This window comes from Achromobacter kerstersii (assembly GCF_902859595.1).
Lineage (GTDB): Bacteria > Pseudomonadota > Gammaproteobacteria > Burkholderiales > Burkholderiaceae_B > Achromobacter > Achromobacter kerstersii.
In genome coordinates, this window is the sequence record NZ_CADIJQ010000003.1 from 371537 (window position 1) to 393439 (window position 21903).

The 21903-nt window shown below is 64.1% G+C and carries 19 protein-coding genes and 1 pseudogene; 7 read left to right on the plus strand and 13 right to left on the minus strand.

The window, feature by feature from the left end:
* Positions 1–82 precede the first annotated feature (82 nt).
* Positions 83–991: a LysR family transcriptional regulator gene (locus HV765_RS13125; RefSeq protein WP_054426269.1), complete on the plus strand. Its 909-nt coding sequence runs from the start codon at positions 83–85 to the stop codon at positions 989–991.
* A gap of 4 nt (positions 992–995) precedes the next feature.
* Here the strand turns inward: HV765_RS13125 and HV765_RS13130 are convergent, their stop codons facing one another.
* The 3 genes from HV765_RS13130 to HV765_RS13140 all read right to left on the minus strand — a co-directional run bounded on the left by HV765_RS13130 (position 996) and on the right by HV765_RS13140 (position 2747).
* Positions 996–1532, minus strand: coding sequence for a hypothetical protein (locus HV765_RS13130; RefSeq protein WP_175169927.1), 537 nt, complete (start codon positions 1530–1532; stop codon positions 996–998).
* A gap of 134 nt (positions 1533–1666) precedes the next feature.
* The gene (locus tag HV765_RS13135) at positions 1667–1828 is read right to left on the minus strand and encodes a hypothetical protein (protein ID WP_175169928.1); all 162 of its coding nucleotides are present in this window, start codon (positions 1826–1828) and stop codon (positions 1667–1669) included.
* 148 nt (positions 1829–1976) lie between these two features.
* Positions 1977–2747 carry a hypothetical protein gene (locus tag HV765_RS13140; protein WP_175169929.1) on the minus strand — a complete coding sequence of 257 codons (771 nt, stop codon included), beginning with the start codon at positions 2745–2747 and terminating at the stop codon, positions 1977–1979.
* 189 nt (positions 2748–2936) lie between these two features.
* Here HV765_RS13140 and HV765_RS13145 point away from each other — a divergent pair, with 189 nt between their 5' ends.
* The gene (locus tag HV765_RS13145; protein WP_175169930.1) at positions 2937–3173 is read left to right on the plus strand and encodes an AbrB/MazE/SpoVT family DNA-binding domain-containing protein; all 237 of its coding nucleotides are present in this window, start codon (positions 2937–2939) and stop codon (positions 3171–3173) included.
* Positions 3166–3603, plus strand: coding sequence for a PIN domain-containing protein (locus tag HV765_RS13150; protein WP_175170023.1), 438 nt, complete (start codon positions 3166–3168; stop codon positions 3601–3603). The genes HV765_RS13145 and HV765_RS13150 overlap by 8 nt, the downstream gene beginning before the upstream one ends.
* A 28-nt stretch (positions 3604–3631) precedes the next feature.
* Here HV765_RS13150 and HV765_RS13155 read toward each other — a convergent pair whose 3' ends face one another.
* Together HV765_RS13155 and HV765_RS13160 are read right to left on the minus strand one after the other, a co-directional pair.
* Complete coding sequence (locus tag HV765_RS13155) at positions 3632–4315, minus strand: GntR family transcriptional regulator (protein WP_054426262.1); 684 nt, start codon at positions 4313–4315, stop codon at positions 3632–3634.
* Between the two features lie 52 nt (positions 4316–4367).
* Positions 4368–6143, minus strand: a complete 1776-nt coding sequence (locus HV765_RS13160; protein WP_175169931.1) for an IlvD/Edd family dehydratase — start codon at positions 6141–6143, stop codon at positions 4368–4370.
* 222 nt (positions 6144–6365) lie between these two features.
* Here HV765_RS13160 and HV765_RS13165 point away from each other — a divergent pair, with 222 nt between their 5' ends.
* Positions 6366–7361 carry a Bug family tripartite tricarboxylate transporter substrate binding protein gene (locus HV765_RS13165; RefSeq protein ID WP_054426258.1) on the plus strand — a complete coding sequence of 332 codons (996 nt, stop codon included), beginning with the start codon at positions 6366–6368 and terminating at the stop codon, positions 7359–7361.
* Between the two features lie 338 nt (positions 7362–7699).
* A complete protein-coding gene (pdeR, locus tag HV765_RS13170) occupies positions 7700–9697 on the plus strand; it encodes a cyclic di-GMP phosphodiesterase (RefSeq protein ID WP_054426255.1) in 1998 nt (665 codons plus the stop codon).
* Positions 9698–9831: 134 nt separating this feature from the next.
* Here the strand turns inward: pdeR and HV765_RS13175 are convergent, their stop codons facing one another.
* Positions 9832–10716: a crotonase/enoyl-CoA hydratase family protein gene (locus HV765_RS13175; protein ID WP_054426253.1), complete on the minus strand. Its 885-nt coding sequence runs from the start codon at positions 10714–10716 to the stop codon at positions 9832–9834.
* 386 nt (positions 10717–11102) lie between these two features.
* On the opposite strand from HV765_RS13175, the gene HV765_RS13180 reads away from it, so the two are divergent.
* Entirely contained in the window at positions 11103–13202 is a 2100-nt protein-coding gene (locus HV765_RS13180; RefSeq protein ID WP_175169932.1) for a TonB-dependent receptor, read from the plus strand.
* 184 nt (positions 13203–13386) lie between these two features.
* On the opposite strand, the gene HV765_RS13185 is transcribed toward HV765_RS13180, so the two are convergent.
* Entirely contained in the window at positions 13387–14130 is a 744-nt protein-coding gene (locus tag HV765_RS13185) for an SDR family oxidoreductase (protein ID WP_175169933.1), read from the minus strand.
* 117 nt (positions 14131–14247) lie between these two features.
* Between HV765_RS13185 and HV765_RS13190 the strand changes: the two genes are divergently transcribed.
* Positions 14248–15159: a LysR family transcriptional regulator gene (locus tag HV765_RS13190; protein WP_175169934.1), complete on the plus strand. Its 912-nt coding sequence runs from the start codon at positions 14248–14250 to the stop codon at positions 15157–15159.
* Here HV765_RS13190 and HV765_RS13195 read toward each other — a convergent pair.
* The 6 genes and pseudogenes from HV765_RS13195 to HV765_RS13220 form a co-directional block, all read right to left on the minus strand.
* Positions 15138–16532: a GntP family permease gene (locus HV765_RS13195; RefSeq protein ID WP_175169935.1), complete on the minus strand. Its 1395-nt coding sequence runs from the start codon at positions 16530–16532 to the stop codon at positions 15138–15140. The two genes, HV765_RS13190 and HV765_RS13195, sit on opposite strands and share 22 nt — an antisense overlap.
* A gap of 66 nt (positions 16533–16598) precedes the next feature.
* The gene (locus HV765_RS13200; RefSeq protein ID WP_175170024.1) at positions 16599–17408 is read right to left on the minus strand and encodes an aminoglycoside phosphotransferase family protein; all 810 of its coding nucleotides are present in this window, start codon (positions 17406–17408) and stop codon (positions 16599–16601) included.
* A gap of 129 nt (positions 17409–17537) precedes the next feature.
* A pseudogene (locus HV765_RS13205) lies at positions 17538–17969 on the minus strand (NUDIX hydrolase); the annotation flags it as partial.
* Between the two features lie 169 nt (positions 17970–18138).
* Complete coding sequence (locus tag HV765_RS13210; protein WP_175169936.1) at positions 18139–19401, minus strand: ABC transporter substrate-binding protein; 1263 nt, start codon at positions 19399–19401, stop codon at positions 18139–18141.
* A gap of 136 nt (positions 19402–19537) precedes the next feature.
* On the minus strand, positions 19538–20281 hold the full coding sequence (locus HV765_RS13215) for a GntR family transcriptional regulator (RefSeq protein WP_175169937.1): 744 nt from the start codon (positions 20279–20281) through the stop codon (positions 19538–19540).
* A gap of 2 nt (positions 20282–20283) precedes the next feature.
* A complete protein-coding gene (locus HV765_RS13220; protein WP_175169938.1) occupies positions 20284–21900 on the minus strand; it encodes an AMP-binding protein in 1617 nt (538 codons plus the stop codon).
* Positions 21901–21903: the final 3 nt, after the last annotated feature.

Below are 21903 nucleotides of genomic sequence, written 5' to 3' on the forward strand. Positions count from 1 at the left end.
AGAGAACCCGCTTTGATTGATGAATCAGATTTTTTGGATAGAATGATCGCCAAATCAGATCAATAGGGCGGGGCGGCAAACCATGCAGATCAATCTTTCGATGCGCGATATCGACACCACCCTGGTGCTCGGCCGCACGCTCAACTTCCGCCAGGCGGCCGCGCAGCTGCATTTGTCGCAATCGGCGCTGTCCACGCAGATTCAACGCATTGAAGAGGCGCTGGGCGTGCGCCTGTTTGACCGCACCACGCGCACCGTGCGGCTGACGGCGGCGGGCGAGGTCTTCATGCAGCAGGCCGCGACCTTGCAGGTGGCCTTCCGCGACGCCATTGCCGCCGTCAGCGGCGTCACCAGCGCCGAGCAGGGCCAGGTGTCGGTCGCCGCGTTGCCGTCGCTGGCCGCGCGACTGCTGCCGCGCGTGCTGATGGCCTATCGGCAGGACCATCCCAACGTCGCCCTGAAAGTGCGCGATACCTTGTCTGGCCCCGCGTTCGACCTGGTGCGCGCAGGCGAGGTCGACTTCGCGCTCACCGCCGCCGACCCCCAACACGCCGACCTGCACTACGTGCCGCTGATGTCCGACAGCTTTCTGCTGCTGATCCCCGAGTCGCACGCCCTGGCGAAAACGCGTGGACCGCTGCGCTGGGCCGACACCGCTACCGCCGCGCACGTATCGATGGTGCAGCCCAGCAGCGTGCGGCAGTACACAGAGTGGGCCTTCCTGCAAAACCGCATCCGCTTCACGCCCGCGTTTGAAGCCGAACACCTGACCACCATTGTTGCGATGGTTGAATGCGGTTTCGGCGTGGCGGCGCTACCTGAGATTGCCGCGGGCGCAGTGTCGCAAACCGCCATTGTTCAGCGCCCGCTGATCGGGCCGGTGGCGGAACGGTCGATCGGCTTGGTCACGTCACGCAACCGCAGCCTGTCGCCCGCCGCGGCAGCGCTGGTGCAAACGCTGCGGGAGTATCTGGCGGCGCAGGTGCGGTAGGCGGTCAACGGTCGCGATTCTGCCAGCGCCCTTTTAACGAGAATCGCTTGGGACGCGGCGGCGGCGAACCCGGCTTGACGACCCAGCGGTGCACGTTCTCCAGCAGCGCCGCTCGTACCTTCGGCGGATAGTCGTCGATGGTCGTCAGCGGCGGAATTGGTTTGCCCGGCAGGCCCGCTTCCTGAATGATCTTCGGCCAACGCGGCCGCCAGCACAGCAACAGTGACGCCCAATGCGCCAGGCCCAACACCACCAGCGCAGGCGAGATCAGCAGCATCCCGAACCAGGTAATCGGGCCGCTGTGCCGCAAGTACGGGCCTAGCGCCTCGAACTGTGCGGCGAACGCGGGCCAGGGCAAAGGCAGGTGCGAGCTGATACGCGGCGGGTCAACGGCGTCTAGGCCACCTTCGTCCATGTAGCGGCGGATGTATTCCCATTCAGCTTTCATCTCGGCTTCGCTGACGCTTTTCTTGCCGACAAAAACCATGTTGGGGAAAGGCAGCGGAGAGTAGGGCGTATACCAACCGACGATGAGATTCACACCCGGGACTTCATCGTGATGGATGTCGTCCCAAGGCAATACCGCAATGCCGCCGCAACTGGGCGGGCGATGGAGATAGACCTGGCGGGTGATGCGATTGAAGCGGATGAGGAGGTGGCGAGAGGTGAAGGATTCTAGGCGGGTGAAGCGGAAGAGGTATTTGAATCGTCGCTGGCCAGCTCAAGATTCAGGATGAAAGGCTCGGAAAACGCTTCCTCCAGCGTGAACTCGACGACCTCGAACACCATGCCGCCGACGATGCTGAAACTGAAGTGCAGGTCGCGCTGTCCGGTCACGATGCCCCCCGAAATTTGGTGCCGATATGGTCGGCCACATTCCGGCAAGGGGCTATAGGAGGACTATGAAAGTCGGGGACTTGGAGCCCGGCGACCCCATGATGAGCGCGCACCCGGACGTCAGCAGCAATACGGACGCCGCCTCCGCCTACTCGGCTGCAACCGGCTCGGCAAAGCGGAATATCTCGGTGTAAACCGGCTCGCTCCAATAAGTGAGCCTGGCGCCCAGCTCGTCCCGCGCGGCCTTGTAGTCGCCCAGTAGCCCCGCGTACGTCATGTAGGTCTTGTCCGACTCGCCGTAGAACCGCGTAAACGCGCGCGACATCAGCGGGGTGCCTTCCGAGTCCTTCAGCGCGTACTCGATGATCGTCACGGGCTTGTACGAGTCGGTGGCCGACGTGGCCCCATAGCCCGTGCTGACGCGCAACATCAACTGCATGTAGCCATCCGAGGCCACCAGATCATTGGACGTGCTTTGCGCCAGTTCGCCGCTGCCGCTGGGCCGAGTCACCTGCGTCACCTTCACCTGGCGGCCGTCCTTTTCAAGCAAATCCCCAATCTGCCGGGCGAACCTTTCGTTGATGCTCTCGCCGGGCAGATTGTCGGTAATCAGTGCGGAGAATTCTTCCGAGCGCCGTTCGGTGCGTGACTTGACATCCAACTTGTGCGCGGCGTCGGCGCCAAGGCCGGCCAATAAACCGATCGGCCCCAGCAAGCCCAGCAGGCTGAGCGACTTGGAACCGCCTAAATCCACCACGACGTATTCGTCAGCGTGGTAGAAAATCTCGACCTGCTTGCCGGACTGGATCGCCGTCCGATTGGCTTGCTTATCTAACTGGTATCTCGGGCTGGGCTGTTTGACTGCGCAACCACAAAGTGCCATTGCTGCAACGACTGCAACTGCGGAAAGCTTCTTCATTTCTTATTCCAAGCCTGACCGTTTCTTTGACGGTATGGGTAAAAGGGACGTGCAATGGGTCCCGCAATGGTCGGCCACATTTCAGAAAGGGGCTATAGGACGACTATGAAAGTCAGGGGATGGCTTCTCTGCTTCGCTCTCGACTATCATGGATATACTTTTTATATGTATATCCAAGGAGGGCTTACGATGCGAGTCGCCAAATGGGGTAACAGTCTGGCCGTGCGTCTTCCGGCCAGCGTGGTGGAGGCGTTGGATCTGCAAGAAGGCGACGATATCGAGATTCACGTGCAGGGTGACCGTCGCTTCGAAGTGCGCAAGACGGCGGGCGAAGAGGGCGTGCTGGCCAAGCTACGCGAATTTCGTGGCAGGTTGCCCGCGGACTTTGTCTTTAACCGAGATAAGGCGAACCGCCGTGATGGCTAACGCGCGCGTGTTTCTCGATAGCAATATCGTGGTCTATCTCTTGAGCGCGGATTTGGCCAAGGCCAACGTCGCCGAGGTTCTACTCAGAAGCAAACCCGTCATCAGCGTGCAGGTGTTGAATGAAGTCGCCAACGTCTGCGCGCGCAAGTTGAAAATGGGCTGGGGCGAGATCGACGAATTTCTGGCGATGGTCAGGGTGTTCTGCCGTGTCGCGCCACTGACGGTAGAGACGCACGACAAGGCTCGGCAATTGGCCGAACGCTATCAATTGTCTTTATATGATGCGTGCATCGTGGCGTCGGCGCTGGCGGCGGACAGCGAAATTCTTTACACCGAAGACATGCAAACTGCGATGTCGATTGACGATCGGCTGACGCTGATCAACCCGTTTGTTCAACAGCGTTCACGTCTGGCCGAACCGGGCGCTTGAGCCGCATTGGCGCCGTTGGCCTCAAGCATCACGCCCGCAACCGCATCTGCTCCGACGCCAGATACGCGTCTCTCGACGGCAGCAGATGGTCCCGGCAGATGGTCATCAGCGCATTTCGGTCGCCGTCGCGCAGCGCCTGGATCATGGCCCAGTGTTCTTGTCTGGCGCGTTCTCTGTAGCCAGCGGCAACCAGCGTACCGAAGCGGATCGGGTGGGTGCGGCGGGCGTATTCTTCGATGGCCTGGCCCAGCACGGCATTGTCGAGCAGGCCGAAGAATTCGCGGTGAAAGCGCTGGTTGCTGCGGAACACGCGGCGCGCGTCGCCGTCGGTGACTGCGGCGTCGTGTTCGCGCTGCACCGCCACCAGCGCCGCCAGCCGGGCTTCGGGCACGGGTAGCGGCATCTGGCTGGCGGCGTGCACTTCCAGCACTTCGCGCAGCGCGTACAACTCCATGACTTCGCGCGCGGAGAACGTCCGCACGACGGCGCCGATGTTGCGCTTTTTCTCGACCACGCCCAAGAGTTCTAGCTCGCTCAGCACTTGCCGCACGGCATGGCGCTTCATGGAAAAGCGCGCCATCAGCTCGTCCTCGGTCAGGCGTTCGCGCGGGTGCAGCCGGCCGAAGACGATGTCTTCTTCCAGGGCGGCCACCGCGGATTGCGTGGCGTCGGGGGCCTCTGCTTGCAGGGCGTCGGGCGTGATGGCGTTCATGGCGGCGGTGGGGTTGCGGGGGCCTGTGGCGTGGGGGTTGACAGCGTGGGGCTTACTTCTTGGGCACGGTGTCGTGCGTAACGCCGGCGCGCAGGAAGTCGAAATCAACGCCCTGGTCGGCTTGCGTCACGGTTTGCAGGAACAGCTTGCGGTAGCCGCGGTCGGCGGTGGGGCGGGTGATGGGCTTTTCCGCCGCGCGGCGCGCGAGTTCGGCATCGTCCACCAGCAGGGCAATTTCACGTTGCGCCACCGACAGGCGGATGCGGTCGCCATTTTGCACGTAAGCCAGCGGGCCGCCAATGGCGGACTCGGGCGTGACGTGCAGCACGATGGTGCCGGCCGCCGTGCCGCTCATACGTCCGTCGGAAATGCGCACCATGTCTTTCACGCCCGCGCGCGCCAGCTTCTTGGGGATCGGCATGTAGCCTGCTTCGGGCATACCCGGCGCGCCGGTCGGGCCAATGCGCTTGAGCACCAGGATGTCGTCGGCGGTCACGTCCAGCGCGTCGTCATCGATGCGGCGCGCCATGTCTTCGGCGTCTTCGAACACCACGGCGCGGCCTTCGTGTTCCATCAGCTTGGGGTTGGCGGCCGATTGCTTGATGATGGCGCCGCCCGGGGCCAGGTTGCCGCGCAGCACGGCCAGGCCGCCCACGGGGTAGATCGGCGACGCGGCCGTGCGGATCACGTCCTGCTTAAAGGGGGCGGGCGCGGCGTCCAGTTCTTCGCCCAGCGTGCGGCCGGACACGGTCATCACGTCCAGGTGCAGGTAGGGGCGCAGTTCGCGCAGCAGCGCGAGCATGCCGCCGGCGTCGTGGAAGTCTTCCATATAGTGCTGGCCCGACGGCTTCAGGTCGACCAGCACGGGGGTTTCGCGGCTGATGCGGTCCAGGCCCGCCAGGTCGATGTCGATACCCAGACGGCCGGCGATGGCGGTCAGGTGGACGATGCCGTTGGTGGACCCGCCAATGGACAGCAGCACGCGCAAGGCGTTTTCGATGGACTTGCCGTTGATGATCTGGTCGGGCGTCAGGCGCGACGCGGCCATGGCAACCGCCGTGGCGCCGGTGCGTTCGGCCACGCGCACGCGGTCGGCGGTGACGGCCGGGGCCGACGCGCCGCCCGCCACCATCATGCCCAGCGCTTCGGTGATGCAGGCCATGGTGCTGGCCGTGCCCATCACGGAACAGGTGCCCACGCTGGCGACCAGCTGATTGTTGACGTCGGCAATTTCCGGCGCGTCGATCTCGTCGGCGCGGTAGCGGCCCCAGTAGCGGCGGCAGTCGGTGCAGGCGCCCACGCGTTCGCCGCGATGCGAACCCGTCAGCATCGAACCGGTAACCAGTTGAATGGCCGGCACGCCGGCCGATGCCGCGCCCATCAGTTGCGCCGGCACCGTCTTGTCACAGCCGCCGATCAGCACGACCGCATCCATGGGCTGGGCGCGAATCATTTCCTCGGTGTCCATGGACATGAGGTTGCGCAGGTACATGCTGGTGGGCTGCGAGAAGCTTTCGTGCACCGAGATGGTCGGGAAGTCCATCGGCAGGCCGCCCGCCAGCATGACGCCGCGCTTGACCGCTTCGATCAGTTGCGGCGCGTTGCCGTGGCAGGGGTTGTAGCTGCTGCCGGTGTTGACGATACCGATGATGGGACGAGCCAGCGCGTCGTCGGACAAGCCGGCGCCCTTGATGAACGCCTTGCGCAAAAACAGCGAGAAACCCTTGTCGCCGTAGTTCGTCAGCCCGCGGGCGACGCCGTGGGCGGTGGCGCTGTCGCTGTCAAAAGGGCCCATCGCGGGCTTGTCGCCCTTGGTCTCGTCCGTCATTTTCAGTCCCGATAATATTATTGATAATCCAGGTGCAAGATCATATCCAGCCTTTGAAAGCGACCGCAAGCGGTTTGTGCGCCCCGATATATTGATCTATTTATCAGATCAGTCGATAGAAAAATTCTGATTCTTCTATCAAGTTTGCACTCCTACACTGGCGCGGTTGACGAGCCGGGCGTCCGTCCTATTCCAATACTCATCCCGGCTGGAGAGACCCCTATGTCAGACCTGCGTCTGCGGCCGCGCCGTGCCGTCCTGCTTTCCCTGCTGGCCATCTGTGCCGGTGTGTCCGCCCCGGCGATGTCCGCCGATGCCTACCCCGACAAACCCATCCGCCTGATCGTGCCGTACCCGCCCGGGGGCGCCACTGACGTGATCGGCCGCGTACTGGCGCAAGAGCTGACGGGCGCGCTGGGCCAGTCGGTGATCGTGGAAAACCGCGCAGGCGCGGCGGGCAATATCGGCGCCGACCAGGTCGCCAAGGCGCAGCCGGACGGCTACACCTTGCTGATGGGCGCGCTGACCAGCCACTCCATCAATGCCGCGCTGTACCGTGGCCGCGTGACGTATGACGTGGAAAAGAGCTTCGCGCCGGTGTCCATCGTTGGCACGGTGCCGCTGGTGTTCGTCGTGAACCCGTCGGTGCAGGCCAAGACGCTGTCGGAATTCATTGCGCTGGCCAAGTCCAAGCCGGGCTACATCACGATGGCGTCGGCCGGCAACGGTTCGCCGCAGCATCTGGCGGGTGAAATGTTCAAGCGCACCGCAGGCGTCGACATCCTGCACGTGCCGTATAAGGGCAGCGGCCCGGCCATGACCGACCTGATGGGCGGCCAGGTGCTCAGCATGATCGAAACCGTGCCTGCCGCGCAGGGCAACATCAAGGCCGGCAAGCTGCGCGCGCTGGCGGTGACCTCGCCCCAACGCGTGGATGCGCTGCCGGATGTGCCCACTGCCGCCGAAGCCGGTTTGAAGGACTTCGAAGTCAGCTCCATGTTCGGCATCGTCGCGCCCGCCAATACCCCGGCGCCGGTGATCGACCGCCTGAACGGCGAGCTGAAGAAGATTCTGGCCAAGCCGCAAGTGCAGGCATCGCTGTTGAACCAGGGCGCCATCGCCACGTGGACGACGCCGGCCGACGCCAGCGCCCGCGTGTCGGCAGAACTGGCTCGCTGGACGAAGGTGATTGATGAAGCCGGCGTGAAGGGCGACTGACCGCCTGCTCGCGCTGCAAACGGCTCCGGGCGCTGATTATTCGCCCGAGTCCTCGCAAATTTGCGCCATTTACGCCACACGCCAGAGATTTCCCAAGGAATCTCTGGCGATATTTTTTGTGCGTTGCGTAGATGCTTGACGCAACAAGCACTTCAAACGCCGGTTCGCAGACGCATTAAATGGTCGGGAATGGCAAGAGTATTACGCGGCGCACCACAACGCCGATGCAATAATCCGTAATACAGCGTTTGACGCCCCTTAAGCGGGTATTGACCCCATTCGGACTAGGCCGTAATGTACTTTTCGGTCCAGGCCTTGGACAGTGGGGGGATACCACGATGACTGAGAATCAGGACGAAAAGTCGATCCTGTACACGCATTTCGGTACGCATAGCCCTTATTGGAGGCTGGCGGCCGATAGCGATGCCATAGAACTGGCTGCCATCAAGGGCGCAACGAATGTCGCGATGGGATTGCGCCCGGATCAGGCGGACATCATCCGCGCGCTGACGGGCATTACGTCCAGCGTGCGCATCGATATTGCGTTGTACGGCGATCTGCTCAGGCTCCATCTGGTGGGCCGCAAGATCAACCCGAATGAATGGGCCGGCACCGCATCGGCGCATTCCGATACCGAATCGGTTGCCAAGGACCTGGTCGAAGGCTTGTCGTTTGCCGAAACCGTGGTGTCCGAAGCCAACTCGGTGATCGTCATCGTGGACCAGAACGGCCGTGTGCAGCGCTTTAACAAGCTCAGCGAGGAATACACCGGCAAGCGCGAACAAGACATCGTCGGACGCAGCGTGTTCGAGATGTTCATGACGCGCGAAGAGGCCATGGCCTCGCGCCGCAATATCGCCGAGTTCTACAAGCGCGGGCAGTCCTATGAAGTGGAACGCCTGATCAACACGGTCAAGGGTCCGCGCCTGTTCCTGTTCCGCAATAAGTTCGTCACCAGCGGCAGCGGCGAAAAGCGCGTCTACCTGATCTGCTCGGGCACCGACATCACCGAAGAACGCGCCGCGCAGGAACGCCTGCGCGTGCTGGCCAACACCGACATGCTGACCAATCTGCCCAATCGCCACGCCATCACGGCGCGGTTGAAAGAGGCGCTGGCGGTGGGCAAAGACGGGCATGGCGGCGTGTTGTTCCTGGACCTGGACAACTTCAAACGCATCAACGACCACTACGGCCACGGCTTTGGCGACCGCCTGCTCAAAGCCGTGTCGGTGGCCATTTCGACTTGCCTGGCAGAAGGGCAGACGCTGGCCCGGCTGGGCGGCGACGAGTTCATCGTCTTGCAGGAAAAAGCGCAAGCCTGGGAACTGGAAGCCACGGCCGAACGCATCATCGAACGCCTGCGCGAGCCGTTCCGCCAGGGGCTGATCGAGGTCTACACCAGTTGTTCGATCGGTATCGCCATGTACCCCGACCACGGCGCGGATCTGGACAGCGTGGTGCGCAGCGCCGACATCGCCATGTACGTGGCCAAGGAAGCCGGGCGCCACACTTACCGCGTGTTCCAGCCCGAGATGGACCGCCGCAACGCCGACTACGTGTGGCTGGACACCAACCTGCGCAAGGCCTTGGCCGAAAACCACCTGATGCTGTACTACCAGCCCAAGCTGGCAGGGCGCACGGGCGAAGTCGATAGCGTGGAAGCCTTGCTGCGCTGGCGCTCGCCCGAGCGCGGCATGGTCTGCCCCAGTGTCTTCATTCCCTATGCCGAAGAATCGGGGCTGATCTCGCCCTTGGGCGTGTGGGTCATGCGCGAAGCTGCAAGGCAGGCGGCCGCATGGAAGCGCGACGGCCTGAACATCCGTATCGCCATCAACATGTCGGCGCGGCAGCTGGACGACAAGGGCGTGGTCAGCGACTTCATGCGCGCCATCAACGACGCGGGGATGGGCCCGTGCATGCTCGACATCGAGCTCACGGAAAGCTGCCTGATCGAAGACGAGGGCGCCGCCATCGACCTGATCAAGCAATTCCGCCAATTGGGCGCGCGCGTGCACCTGGACGATTTCGGCACGGGGTATTCGTCGCTGTCGCAGCTGGCGCGCATTCCGTTGGACGCCATCAAGCTGGACGCGAGCTTTGTGCGCGGCGTGAATGAAAATCCGGTGTCGCAAGCGTTGGCGCGGGCCATCGTGGCGGTGGCGCGCACGCTGGAATTGAAGGTCATTGCCGAAGGGGTTGAGACGGTTGAGGAAACCACGTTCCTCGATACCCTGGGCGTGGACGCCAAGCAGGGCTATCTGTACGCCAAGCCCATGCCCGCCGCCGAACTGTCGGCGTGGCTGGCGCATCGGCGCCGGCTGCATCTAATCGCATGACGTTTATTGCTTGACGCACATCGCCTGATTTGATCGCGTGATGTCTGCGCGTTGCGATCGACGGGGCCGGACGCCGGACGCCAGCCCCGTTATGCCAGTAGCGGCAATTCAATGCCGTGCTATCGGCGGCGGTATCAATGCATCGTCGCCTCCTGCACGGCGTCCGTGCTGGAAGCGCTGCGGCGGTTCTGCGCCAGCACCAGGCGTTCCATATAGGCGCGGTCCTTCGGATCGATCGAGAACGCGGCTTCGACCCAGTCTTCGGTAATGTCCATCAATTCGGAGCGTGACAGGTTCAGCACGCGCTGGCGCGCCCGCAGCATGGCCCGCATGCCGTTGAGCTTGGGCCGCATGACGTCGATGAAAGTGCGCGTGGCGCGGTACGCCTCGCCCGGTTCGAACAGTTTGTCGACCAGGCCCTTGCCGTGGAACCATTCGGCCGTGTGCGATTCGCCGGAGCTGATCAGCTCTTCGGCCAATTGCATGCCCGACCGGCGCGCCACCAGCGAATAGCCGCCCATGCCCGGGAACAGGTTGAACGCCATTTCCGGGAAGCCCATGCGGGCATTGTTCTGCGCCAGCACGAAGTGGTGGGCCAGGGCGGCTTCAAAGCCGCCGCCCAGCGCCGTGCCTTCGATCATGGCCAGCGAGATTGCGCCGGTGTCGAAACCGCGCGAAGCGGCATGCACGCAGTCCACGCAAGCCCGCGCATAGGCGCGCAGCGCTTCGCGCTTGCCCGTCCGGATGGCTTCGGCGAAGAAGTTCAGGTCTCCGCCCACGTTGTAGATCTGCGGCACCAGCGAGCCCGTGACCCAGAAGTCGATGGGCAGGCCCGAATCCTTGGCGGCGCGCGCCAAGGTCATGATTTCGTCGATAAGTTCGTGGTTAAAGCAAGGCCGCGGCTGCGCCCGGAGCATCATCCACATGACACGACGTCCTTCCTCATAAAACGCAGAAATCTGCTTCATGTTGCCGGCTGCGGTAAAGGGGTGGCAGTCTGTATGAATGAGTTGATTCATGTGCTTTCGTCCAATCGATCAAGGTGAGTCGGAGTACTGCCGGGTCAGCCTAATACAGAGCTTCCGGCTGTCGTCTCATGCAAACCTCGTCCGGCTGGCCAGACTTGTCCGTAGGTCAAAGGCCCGAGTGATGAATGCGAAAACCGTGCGAACGGCGTTGCCGGCTCAACCGGTCGAACGAGCCGCGCATCGGCGCAACGGATGAGCACCTTCGCAAACTCAAGAAGATCCGGGCGTTCCCGGATGACCCGCTGAAATCAACAGGACTCATGCGTTGGGATGACACTGTGGCGGAATGCCGACACAAAATAATTCTCATTTGCAAACAAAATTCGTTCTCGTTAGCATCGCGGCTTTCATAAACCTGAATTGTTGAAGGCGTTGCGATGTTTCCCCCGTTTGTTCCGCGCTCTCTGTCGTTGAGCGTTGCGCTTGCGCTGTCTTGCGCCTTGCCCCAAGCCGTTGCCCAGACGGCGCAGTTGCCCGCGATCAGCGTCGAAGGCGCCAATGCCGACGATCCCCGCGTGCCAGAAGTCACCACCGCCACGCGCACGCAGACGCCGGCCCGCTACGTGCCGCAGACGATCGACACCGTCAAGGTTGAAAACGTGCAGAACTACGGCGTCTCGACCATCAGCGATGCGCTGTCCGGCATGCCCAACGTGTCCAGCGCGCAAGACACGCGCTTTGACTCCGTGCGCATCCGCGGCTTTGACGCCAGCAATGACTTCTATCTGGACGGCATTCGCGACGACAGCCAGTACGTGCGCGACCTGCACAACATTGAACGCATCGAAGTGCTGAAAGGCCCCGCCGCCGTGTTGTACGGGCGGGGCAGCCAGGGCGGCATCATCAACCGCGTCAGCAAGGCGCCCACGCCGGGCCGCGAGTCCACCGTGGAAGCGCAGACGGGCAGCTGGGACCTGCGCAGCGTGTATGGCGACCTGAGCGCCGACCCCAGCGACAACGTCAGCGTGCGCCTGAACGTGGGCCAGGAAGACACGAACAGCTTTCGCCACAAGATCGGTGGCACGCGCCAACTGGTGGCGCCCGCCATCAACTGGCGCATCACGCCCAACCTGGACTGGCTGGTGCAGTACGAGTACAGCCGCTATGACCGCACGCCTGACCGCGGCATCCCCAGCGTTAACGGCCGCCCCGCCGACGTAGGCCGCAGCACCGTCTATGGCGACCCCGACCGTGACTACATCGACGACCGCGCCCAATCGTTCCGTTCACGCCTGGCCTACACGCTGGCGCCTGACTGGCAACTGCGCTACACGCTGGGCGTCTTCAAGCTGGATAGCGATTTCGACAACACCTACCTGACCGGCTACAACGCCGCCACCGGCAAAGTCACGCGCACGCGCTGGCAGCAGAACCTGTCCACCCGCAACATCACCAACAACCTGGAAACCGAAGGCCTGTTCCACACAGGCAGCCTCGAACACCGGGTGTTGTTCGGCGTTGAGCTTTCGCACCAGGACCGTTCGCCCACGCTGTATTCGGCGGCCACCAGCGGGCCGGGCGCGCAGCCCGTGCCGGCGTTGGACTTGGTCGATCCGAACCTGTCCTTGCAGCACAACGGCCGCATGGCGGTCAGCAGCGATGCGCGCCACAAGGTCAAGAGCCAGGGCTATTACCTGCAAGACCAGATCAAGCTGAACGACGCGTGGCAGGTGTTGATGGGCGTGCGCATGGACCGCTTCAGCATAGATTCCACGAACAAGCTGCTGGACGCGTCGGCCTCGCATGACAGCAGCGGCGTCAGCCCGCGCGTGGGCCTGGTGTGGACGCCGGTGCGCGACCATTCCTTCTATGCGTCCTATAGCAAGACGTTTTCCCCCACGGGCGGCGGCACCATCGGCATCACGCCGAATGCGCGCGGCAATACCAACGACCTGGACCCGGAACACACGCGCCAGACGGAAGTGGGTGTGAAGAGCGATTGGCTGGACGGGCAACTGAGCACGACGCTGGCCGTCTATCAGCTTGAGCTCTACAACCGCCGCACGACGGACCCCAATGATCCGACCCTGGTGCTGCTGACGGGCAAGCAGCGTTCACGCGGGGTCGAGCTGACCGCGGCGGGCCGCCTGATGGGCAACTGGTATCTGCGTGGGGGCGTGGGCTTGCAGAACGCGTCCATCGTGGAAGACAACAATGGCCTGGCCGGCAACCGCATCAGCAACGTGGCGCGGCGTAACGGCAGCGTGTTCCTGACGTACAAACCCGCTGAAGGCTTGTACGGCGAAACCGGCCTGACCTTTGTGGGCGAACGCTATGCCGACAACACCAACCTGACGACGCTGCCGGGCTATGCGCGCTGGGACGCGCTGCTGGGATACCGCACGGGCAAATGGGATTGGCGCCTGGCCGTGCGCAACATCACTGACAAGACCTACTACAGCTCGGCCACCAGCGCCGGCCAGATCCAGTTCGGCGAACCGCGCACCGTTGTCGCCACGGCGCAATACCGGTTCTAGGCAAGGCGGGCAGGGCGGGCCAGCGTCAGTGGCCCGCATTCATGGCACGCAGCGTTGGCACGGAGCGTTGGCACGCAGCTTTGGCCCGCAACGATGGCCCGCAACGATGGCCCGCAACCATGGCCCGCAACCATGGCCCGCAACCATGGCCCGCGCTACCCGCTACCCGCTACCCGCCCAGCGGTCAGGCGATGCCGCCGTTGGCGCGCAGAATCTGGCCGTTCACCCAGCCGCTGTCCGGCCCCGCCAAGAACGACACCACGCCCGCGATGTCGTCGGGCTGGCCCAAGCGTTCCAGCGGCGGCAGCTTCGTGAAGTGTTCGATCAGCTCCGGGCTTTTGCCTTTCAGGAACAGCTCGGTGGCGACGGGGCCGGGGGCCACGGCGTTCACGGTGATCTGGCGGCCGCGCAGTTCTTTTGAAAACACATGCGTAAAGCTCTCGACCGCCGCCTTGCTGCCGATGTAGATCGCGTAGCCGGGCAGGTTCAGCGCAATGGTGGTGCTGGACACGTTGACGATGCGGCCGCCATCGGCCAGCCGGGTCGCCGCCGCGCGCAGCGTGTTGAAGGTGCCGCGCGTGTTGATGTCGAAGGTGCGTTCGAACTGTTCGTCGGTGGTGTCGGCCAGCGGTTGCACACTCAGCACGCCCGCGCTGTTGACCAGCACGTCGATGCGGCCGAGTTCGGCCTGCACCTGGTCAAACAGAGCGGTGACGTCGGCGGCCTTCGACACGTCAGCGCGCACGGCAAGCGCGCGGCCGCCGGCGTCGCGGATCTCAGCGGCCAACGCATCGGCCTCGGACGCGCTGGAGGCATAGTTGATGGCCACGGCAAAACCGTCGCGGGCCAGGCGGCGCACGATGGCCGCGCCAATGCCGCGCGAACCGCCGGTCACCAGCGCAACACGTTGGGGGGCTTGTTGGGTCATGAGGCTAACTCCGTCTACAGGGTGGGGATGGAACGAATCATGAACTATTCCAAACAGAAGATAATTACCCTATATTCGCGAACATAATTCCATCTGCATTAATAATGGGCCGCCGCCATGGATCGTTTTCAAGAAATGCAGGTGTTTGTGCGCATCGCCGAACGCCGCAGTTTTTCGCAAGCGGCCGAAGACCTGCAAATTCCCCGCGCCACCGTCACCACGCTGATCAAGCGCATGGAAAAGCGCTTGGGCGCGCGCCTGCTCGAACGCACGACGCGGCAGGTGCGCATGACGCACGATGGTGAAGCCTATTACCAACGCTGCGTGCGCCTGCTGGCCGATCTTGAAGAAGCGGACGGCGCCTTTCTGAACACCGCGCCCAAAGGCTTGCTGCGGGTCAATGCGCAAGGCACGCTGGCCAAGAACTTCGTCATGCCCGGCTTGCCTGGTTTTCTGGCGCGCTATCCCGATATCGTTCTGCACCTGGGCGAAGACGACCGCCTGGTGGATCTGGTGCGGGAAGGGGTCGATTGCGTGTTGCGCGCGGGGGCCTTGCAGGACTCATCGCTGGCAGGGCGGCAGATTGCGCAGATGCCGCAAGTGACGGTGGCCAGCCCCGCCTATCTGGCGCGCTTTGGCGTGCCGGCGCGGCTGGAAGACCTGGCCCATCATCAAACCGTGGACTTCCTGTCCAGCGCCACCGGGCGCGGCATTCCGCTGGACTTCATGGTGGATGGCCGCAACGTGCAAATCCGTGCGGCGGCGATTGTCAGCGTGACGGGGGCCGAACTCTATACCAGCGCAGCGGTGGCCGGCTTGGGGCTGGTGCAGGTGCCGCGGTATCGGGTGGAGCAGGAACTGGCGGCGGGGCAGTTGCAGATCGTGCTGCCAGACTGGCCGCCCGCGCCCATGCCCGTGTCGGTGCTGTATCCGCAAAACCGCCAGGTGTCGGCGCGCGTGCGCGTCTTCACCCAGTGGCTCGCGGAGGTTTTCGCCAACGCCTTCGGTCAGACGATGCCGGTCAGGTAATACACGGCGATCACCACGAACACAGACATCGTCGATATCAATGTGATGGCGAAGATGTCGCCGTAGGACTGCCGGTGCGTCAGCCCCGTCACCGCAAGCAGCGTGATGACCGCGCCGTTGTGCGGCAGCGTGTCCATGCCGCCGCTGGCCATGGCGGCGATGCGGTGCAGCACGTCCATGGGGATGCCGGCGGCGTGCGCACCGTCGATAAACGTCTGCGCCATGGCCGCCAGCGCAATGCTCATGCCGCCGGACGCTGACCCGGTAATGCCCGCCAGCGACGTCACCGCAATGGCTTCGCCCACCAGCGGATCGGGAATGGACTTCAATGCGTCGGCCACCAGCAGGAAGCCGGGCAACGCGGCGATGACGCCGCCAAAGCCGTATTCCGCCGCCGTGTTCATCGATGCCAGCAACGCGCCCGACACGGCGCTCTTGCTGCCTTCGGCAAAGTGCGCCTTGATGCTGCGAAACGAGAACAGCAAGATCGTGAAGATGCCCGCAATCAGTGCGCCCATCACCGCCCACAACGCCACCTGGTCTTCCACATTGACGGCCATGGGCTTGGGCAGGCCGGGCAGGTTCACTTCGGAACCGGCCGGATACCAGCCCGGAATCCAGCGCGTCAGCAGGTAGTTCATCACGCCCACCACCACCAGCGGCAGCAGCGCAATCAGCGGATGGTGGTTGCGTTCGTTGGCGGGCGTGACCGGCTCATTGCGCAGTTCGGTGCCATAGGTTTCGCCCGCGGCGGCCGCGCGCTTGCGCCGCCATTCCAGGTACGAGACCCCTACCGTCAACGTGAACGCTGCGCCGATCAAACCCAGCCAGGGCGCGGCCCAGGTCGTGGTTTCGAAGAAGGTGGTGGGGATGATGTTCTGGATCTGCGGCGTGCCAGGCAGCGCCGTCATCGTGAAGGTGAAGGCGCCCAGCGCAATCGCGCCCGGCATCAGCCGCTTTGGAATGCCGCCTTGGCGGAACATCTCGGCCGCGAACGGGTACACGGCAAACACCACCACAAAGAGCGACACGCCGCCATACGTCAGCACCGCGCACACCAGCACGATGGCGACAATGGCGCGCTCCGCGCCAATCATGCGCAGCACCGCCTGCACGATGGCGCGTGAAAAGCCTGATAGCTCGATCAGCTTGCCGAACACGGCGCCCAACAGGAACACGGGGAAATACAGCTTGGCGAAGCCCGCCATGCGTTCCATGAACACGCCTGAGAACATGGGCGCCAATGCCGACGGGTCCGTCAGCAGCACCGCGCCCATGGCAGCAATGGGCGCGCACAGAATCACGCTATAGCCTCGATACGCCGCCAGCATCAGGAACGCCAGCGCCGCCACCACGATAAACAATCCGGTCATTCATTGCTCCTGGAATGAAGAGATAAGGGGTGCAGGGGGTACACCTTACCCGATCACGCCGGGAGATCAGACGCGCAGCAGCGCGAGGGCCTGATGCGCGATGTTCAGGTCGACCGCGGCATCGTCGCCGTCGCCCAGATACCAGGCGGCCGACAGCCCGCACCAGGCCACCACCCATTGCAGCAGGCGGCGGCGCTCCAGGCCGGATTCATCCACCACGATCTGCAAGCGGCGTTCGAAGCAGCCGGGCACGGTGGCCACGGGTGGCACGGGGTCGGACAGGTCGGGGTTGCAGAAGATGTTGGCGTAGTCGAACGTGCGTTCGCCGGTCAGGCGCTTGGGGTCGATGACCAGCCAGCCGCGCTCGCCGAAATCCAGCACGTTGTCGTGATGCATATCGCCGTGCAGCACGGAGACGTCGCGGGGGTCGTCCAACAGGGCGCGCGCGTAACGGGCGCTTTCGGCCAGGATGCCGCCGTGCGATTGCGCCATGGGCCAGAGATCGGTAAACCATCCCTCCAGGCCGCGCAGAGGGGGCAGCGGCTTGGCGCGTGGCGCGTGTAAATCGTTGAGCACGCCGCAAAGAATGCGCGTGGCTTCGTCGTCGCGGCCGCTGCGGGCATAGGCGGCGAGTGAGCGCGGGCCCATCGCGCGCTCAAGCAGGATGGCGTCGTCGTCGTGCGCCAGCACACGGGCCGCGCCGTGGCCGTCCCACCAGCGCATCAGCACGCCGCCTTGCCGTTCGTCTTCTTGCAAGGCGATCTTCAGCATGGCGGGCGCGCCCTGATGGATGACGGGCAGCAGCCGCGCCGCATGCGTCTCGATAGGCGCGCCGTCGGGCGTAAGGTTCCAGCGGGACAGGTAGGCGTCGAACATTGTGGGGACCATCGCTCAGCAATCCGAACAGGAATCCGAACAGGAATCCGAACCGGAATCTGAACCGGAATCCGAAGCGGAATCCGAACCGGAATTCAAACCTGAACCCGAACTCGAACCGGAATCCAACGCCGCAGTCAGCGCCGCCGCCTTGCGCGCCAGCCTCGCCACGCCAAAGCTTGTGGCCAGTTCATGGCCTTCCAGATCGGCAAGCGGTATCCAGCGTGCGTCCCGCGCATCGTCGCCCGCCACGGGCTCGCCCGATTGCCAGCGGCACAGCACGGCGATCAGGATGAAATGCCGGCGTAATGCGCCCGCGTCGTCGCGGTCGAAGACGTCAACGGCGTCGAATACATGCAGGGGTTCGGCCACCACGCCGGTTTCTTCCAGCAATTCGCGCGCCGTCGCCGCTTCGATGCATTCACCGGCGTCAATCTTGCCGCCTGGAAATGCCCAGCAGTTTTCATCAGGCGGATTGGCGCGGCGCACCAGCAGCACGTGGCCGTCTCGGACGACGGCGGCGATGGTGGCGGGAATGGGGCGAGCGGGGAGAGTGGTCATGAGGGCATCCAGCGGCAATGCGTGCAGTGTAGAACGCGGACGGGCAGGCGCCCGTCCGCGTGTCTATTGATGGCCCATGCTGATGCCGGGTGCCCATGCTCACTGCGGATGCTCAGTACCGAGCCTCCTTCCTGAGCCTCCTTCCCGAGCCTCCTTCCTGAGCCTCCGCTTACTTCTTCACCAGCGGGCAGGTCGACTTCGACAAGGGCATGAAGGCTTGATCGCCCGGCAAGGTCGCCACCAGCTTGTAGTAGTCCCACGGCCGTTTGGATTCTGACGGCTGCTTCACTTCAAACAGGTACATGTCGTGCACCATGCGGCCGTCTTCGCGGATGCGGCCGTTGGTGGCGAAGAAGTCATTGATGGGCATGGCCTTCATCTGTTTCATCACGGCCTCCGGCGCATCGGTGCCCGCCGCCTGCACGGCCTTCAGGTAATGCATCACCGACGAATAGGTGCCCGCCTGGCTCATGTTGGGCATCTTCTTCAGCTTGTCGTAGTAGCGCTGCGACCAGGCGCGCGTCTGGTCGTTCATGTCCCAGTAGAAGGCTTCGGTCAGCGTCAGGCCGGCCGCCGCGTCCAGGCCGATGGCGTGGATGTCGTTGATATACAAGAGCAATCCCGCCATCTTCTGGCCGCCCTTGGTCAGGCCGAATTCGCTGGCGGCCTTGATGGCGTTGACCGTGTCGCCGCCGGCATTGGCCAGCCCTACGACCTGCGCTTTGCTGGCCTGGGCCTGCAACAGATAAGAGGCGAAGTCGCTGGAGCCCAACGGGTGGCGCGCCGCGCCCAGCACCGTGCCGCCATTGGCCTTGACGACCTCGGTGGCGGACGCCTGCAAGGTGTGGCCGAAGGCGTAGTCGGCGGTCAGGAAGTACCAGCTCTTGCCGCCTTTTTCGACGGTGGCGCGCGCGGTGGTATTGGCCAGCGACCAGGTGTCGTAGGTGTAGTGCACGGAATAGGGCGAGCACAGGTCGTTGGTGATGCGTTCGGTGCCGGGGCCGCTGAAGACCACGATCTTCTTCTTTTCGCGGGCCACTTCCAGCACGGCCAGCGCGGGCGCTGACCCTGCCACGTCCATGATGGCGTCGACTTTCTGCGTGTCGTACCATTCGCGCGCCTTGGCGGCGGCGATGTCGGCTTTGTTCTGGTGGTCAACCACCATCAGGTCAATCTTCTTGCCCAGCACCGTGCCGCCGAAATCTTCAATGGCCATCTGGGCGGCGGTGGCGCTGCCCTTGCCGGTGACGTCGGCGTACACGCCGCTCATGTCCAGGATCAGGCCGAGCCGGACGATGTCGTCAGAAATGGCGGCGGGCTGCTGCGCCCAGGCCGGTGCGGCGGCGGCCGCCGATAGGGCGGTGGCGGCGAACAAGCGGGTAATCGTGCTGCGGCAATGCATGGAAATCCGGGGCGTGTTGGCGTAAGCCATGGTTTGTCTCCTCTTGTGCCGGATCTGTCTGAAACTTGCTGGCGCTTCAATGGCGCTCTGGTTTGGGGGCGGGCCGCGCAAATGGACGTGGCGGTGGGGTGGGGCTCCTTGGGCGGTTGAACGAAGGGCGCGCGAATCAGCGATGGGCAAGCAGATCGAATTCCATCCGCACCTTGCGGAACGGAAATTCCAGCCGCGCGAAATACACCACGCGGCCGTCGATGCAGGCATAGCGGCGCAGCTCGGCCACGGGCGACGACACGGGAATTTGCAGAGACTCGGCGGATTCCTGGCCCGCTTCGATCACGTTCAGCACCTGACGCGCTTCGGTGATGCGCGCGCCGTAGAACTGATCCAGCACCGGGGCCACCGTGCTTTTCTGGATGCGGGTGCGATGCTTGCGGAACAGCCCGCTTTCCAGAAAGACTTCGCTGTAGCAGAAGGGGCCGGCGTCGGTCGTGTGTACGCGGCGCAGGTATTGGAACAGCCCGCTGCGGTCGGCCTGGCAAGGCATGCCCAGCGAGTCGGGCAGCGGAGAATCAGCGCTGGATTCCACCAGCGACACCGTGCCCAGCTGATTGCTCAGCTCGACGGTTTCCGCCCAGGTTTTTGGAATCAGCAAGGTTGGCGTCTCGGGCAGCTCGGCATTGACGAACGTGCCAGACCCGCGCGACCGCCGGATCAGGCCGTCTTGTTCCAGCAGCCCAAACGCCTGACGGATGGTCGCCCGCGAGATTCCATAGGTTTCCATCAGCGATTCCAGCGGCGGGATCTGCTGGCCCGGCCGCCAGGTGCGGTTCTGGATATGGCTGCGGAACAGCGCCGCCGCTTGCAGATAAAGCGGCTGGGGGCTGCGCGAGAAAAGCTTGCGGGCGGGCATGGTCAGGGGGCGGCTGGTGGGGAAAGATCCGAGAGCATAGCCTCCGCCATGTCGCGCAGGCGGTGTTTCTGAATCTTGACCGAGTTGGCGCTTTCCACGGACGGGAAGGCGTCCAGCACGGTAAAGCCCACGGGCGCCTTGAAACCGGCCATCGCCGCCTTGCACGCCGCCGTCCAGCCGGCGGGGTCGGCCGTGGCGCCGGCTTGCAGCAGCACAAACGCATACGGCACGATTTTGCCGTGGCGGGTGGCGCCCACCACCTGGCAGGCGCGCACGCCGGGCAGGGTTTCGACGACCTGCTCGATTTCCACGGGGTTCACCAGAAAGCCGGATAGCCGCAACGAATCGCCCATGCGCGTCTGGAAGACGAATTGGCGCGGGGTCAGCGTGTAGCCCAGGTCGCCTGTCTTGAAATAGCCGTCATCCGTGACGGCGTTGCGCGTGGCGTCGGGGTTGTCCAGATAACCCTGCATCAGGCTGGGCGACAAGATTTCGATTTCGCCCGATTGGCCGTGCGGCAGCACTTGCCCGGATTCAGGGTCGCGGGCGCGCACGCGGGCATCAGGATAAATCAGCGTGCCGCCGGGTTGATGGCGCGCCGACACGTCACCCTCTTGCGGGTCGCGCGGCTGGCCTGCCACCAGCGCGATCAGTTCGCTGGAACCGTACAGCCCCGTCAGCGGCACGCCCGCGTCGCGCGCCAAGTCCAGCATGTTGTCCAACGCGGGGGTGAAGCTGGCGAAGCCGAAGAGGCGCGCCGACGCAAACGTGCCGGGGGCTGCCGCCTGCATCATGCCCACCAGCGCTTCGTTGTTCGCATAGGTGTGCGTGACGGCGTAGCGGGCAACGGCCTGCGCGGATTCCGCCGCATTGAATACCGGCGCGCACACCACGGGCACGCCTTGCGCCAGCCCGCCCACCAGCGTCGCAAAGCCGAACGCCCCGCAGAACGGGGCGCTGGCCAGCACGCAGCTGTGGTCATCGTAGCCGAACGCCTGCACCACCGCCGCGCCATGACGCAGCAGCGTTTGCTGGTCGTGCAGCACAAACTTGGGCTTGGACGTGGTGCCCGACGTGGTGAAGCACAGCACGCCCGCGTTGCCATGCGGGGCGGGCGGCGGAGTTTGGGTGGCGAGCAGGTCTGCGTAGCGATGCGCCGGTTTGTCATGCAGGGTAGCCGGCGCATGTTCATCGTCAGCCCCCAGCGTGACGACGCCTTGCAAACGCGTCAGGTGTTCCGGGGCGACGCCGTCAAGAATCCCGGCGAAGTCGATGCCCTTGAAACCCGGCCAGAACACCAGCCAATCGGCCTGGCCGCGGCCAAGGATATCGGCCACTTCCAGCGCGCGAAATCGCGTGTTGACGGCCAGCACCAGCGCGCCCAGATGCGCGCAGGCCAGAAACGATTCCACCCAGGCCGCGCAGTTGGGCAGCCACACGGCCACGCGATGGCCGGGCTGCACGCCGATGCGTGCAAGCCCTGCCGCCAGGGCGCGGCTTTGTGCGCGCAGCTGTGTGGCGCTGATCCGCTGGTCTTGATCGATCAGCAGCGTGGCGTCGGGACGGCGGGCGGCAAGCGCGTCCAGGTGCGCGGAAAAAGTCGACGTGGGTGCGGTCATGGC

Excerpts from the sequence above, each read along its gene's own strand:
- HV765_RS13125 (WP_054426269.1), top strand. The coding sequence starts at position 83 with ATGCAGATCAATCTTTCGATGCGCGATATCGACACCACCCTGGTGCTC.
- HV765_RS13140 (WP_175169929.1), bottom strand. The coding sequence starts at position 2,747 with ATGAAGAAGCTTTCCGCAGTTGCAGTCGTTGCAGCAATGGCACTTTGT.
- HV765_RS13145 (WP_175169930.1), top strand. The coding sequence starts at position 2,937 with ATGCGAGTCGCCAAATGGGGTAACAGTCTGGCCGTGCGTCTTCCGGCC.
- HV765_RS13150 (WP_175170023.1), top strand. The coding sequence starts at position 3,166 with ATGGCTAACGCGCGCGTGTTTCTCGATAGCAATATCGTGGTCTATCTC.
- HV765_RS13155 (WP_054426262.1), bottom strand. The coding sequence starts at position 4,315 with ATGAACGCCATCACGCCCGACGCCCTGCAAGCAGAGGCCCCCGACGCC.
- HV765_RS13160 (WP_175169931.1), bottom strand. The coding sequence starts at position 6,143 with ATGACGGACGAGACCAAGGGCGACAAGCCCGCGATGGGCCCTTTTGAC.
- HV765_RS13165 (WP_054426258.1), top strand. The coding sequence starts at position 6,366 with ATGTCAGACCTGCGTCTGCGGCCGCGCCGTGCCGTCCTGCTTTCCCTG.
- pdeR (WP_054426255.1), top strand. The coding sequence starts at position 7,700 with ATGACTGAGAATCAGGACGAAAAGTCGATCCTGTACACGCATTTCGGT.
- HV765_RS13175 (WP_054426253.1), bottom strand. The coding sequence starts at position 10,716 with ATGAATCAACTCATTCATACAGACTGCCACCCCTTTACCGCAGCCGGC.
- HV765_RS13180 (WP_175169932.1), top strand. The coding sequence starts at position 11,103 with ATGTTTCCCCCGTTTGTTCCGCGCTCTCTGTCGTTGAGCGTTGCGCTT.
- HV765_RS13185 (WP_175169933.1), bottom strand. The coding sequence starts at position 14,130 with ATGACCCAACAAGCCCCCCAACGTGTTGCGCTGGTGACCGGCGGTTCG.
- HV765_RS13190 (WP_175169934.1), top strand. The coding sequence starts at position 14,248 with ATGGATCGTTTTCAAGAAATGCAGGTGTTTGTGCGCATCGCCGAACGC.
- HV765_RS13195 (WP_175169935.1), bottom strand. The coding sequence starts at position 16,532 with ATGACCGGATTGTTTATCGTGGTGGCGGCGCTGGCGTTCCTGATGCTG.
- HV765_RS13200 (WP_175170024.1), bottom strand. The coding sequence starts at position 17,408 with ATGTTCGACGCCTACCTGTCCCGCTGGAACCTTACGCCCGACGGCGCG.
- HV765_RS13210 (WP_175169936.1), bottom strand. The coding sequence starts at position 19,401 with ATGGCTTACGCCAACACGCCCCGGATTTCCATGCATTGCCGCAGCACG.
- HV765_RS13215 (WP_175169937.1), bottom strand. The coding sequence starts at position 20,281 with ATGCCCGCCCGCAAGCTTTTCTCGCGCAGCCCCCAGCCGCTTTATCTG.
- HV765_RS13220 (WP_175169938.1), bottom strand. The coding sequence starts at position 21,900 with ATGACCGCACCCACGTCGACTTTTTCCGCGCACCTGGACGCGCTTGCC.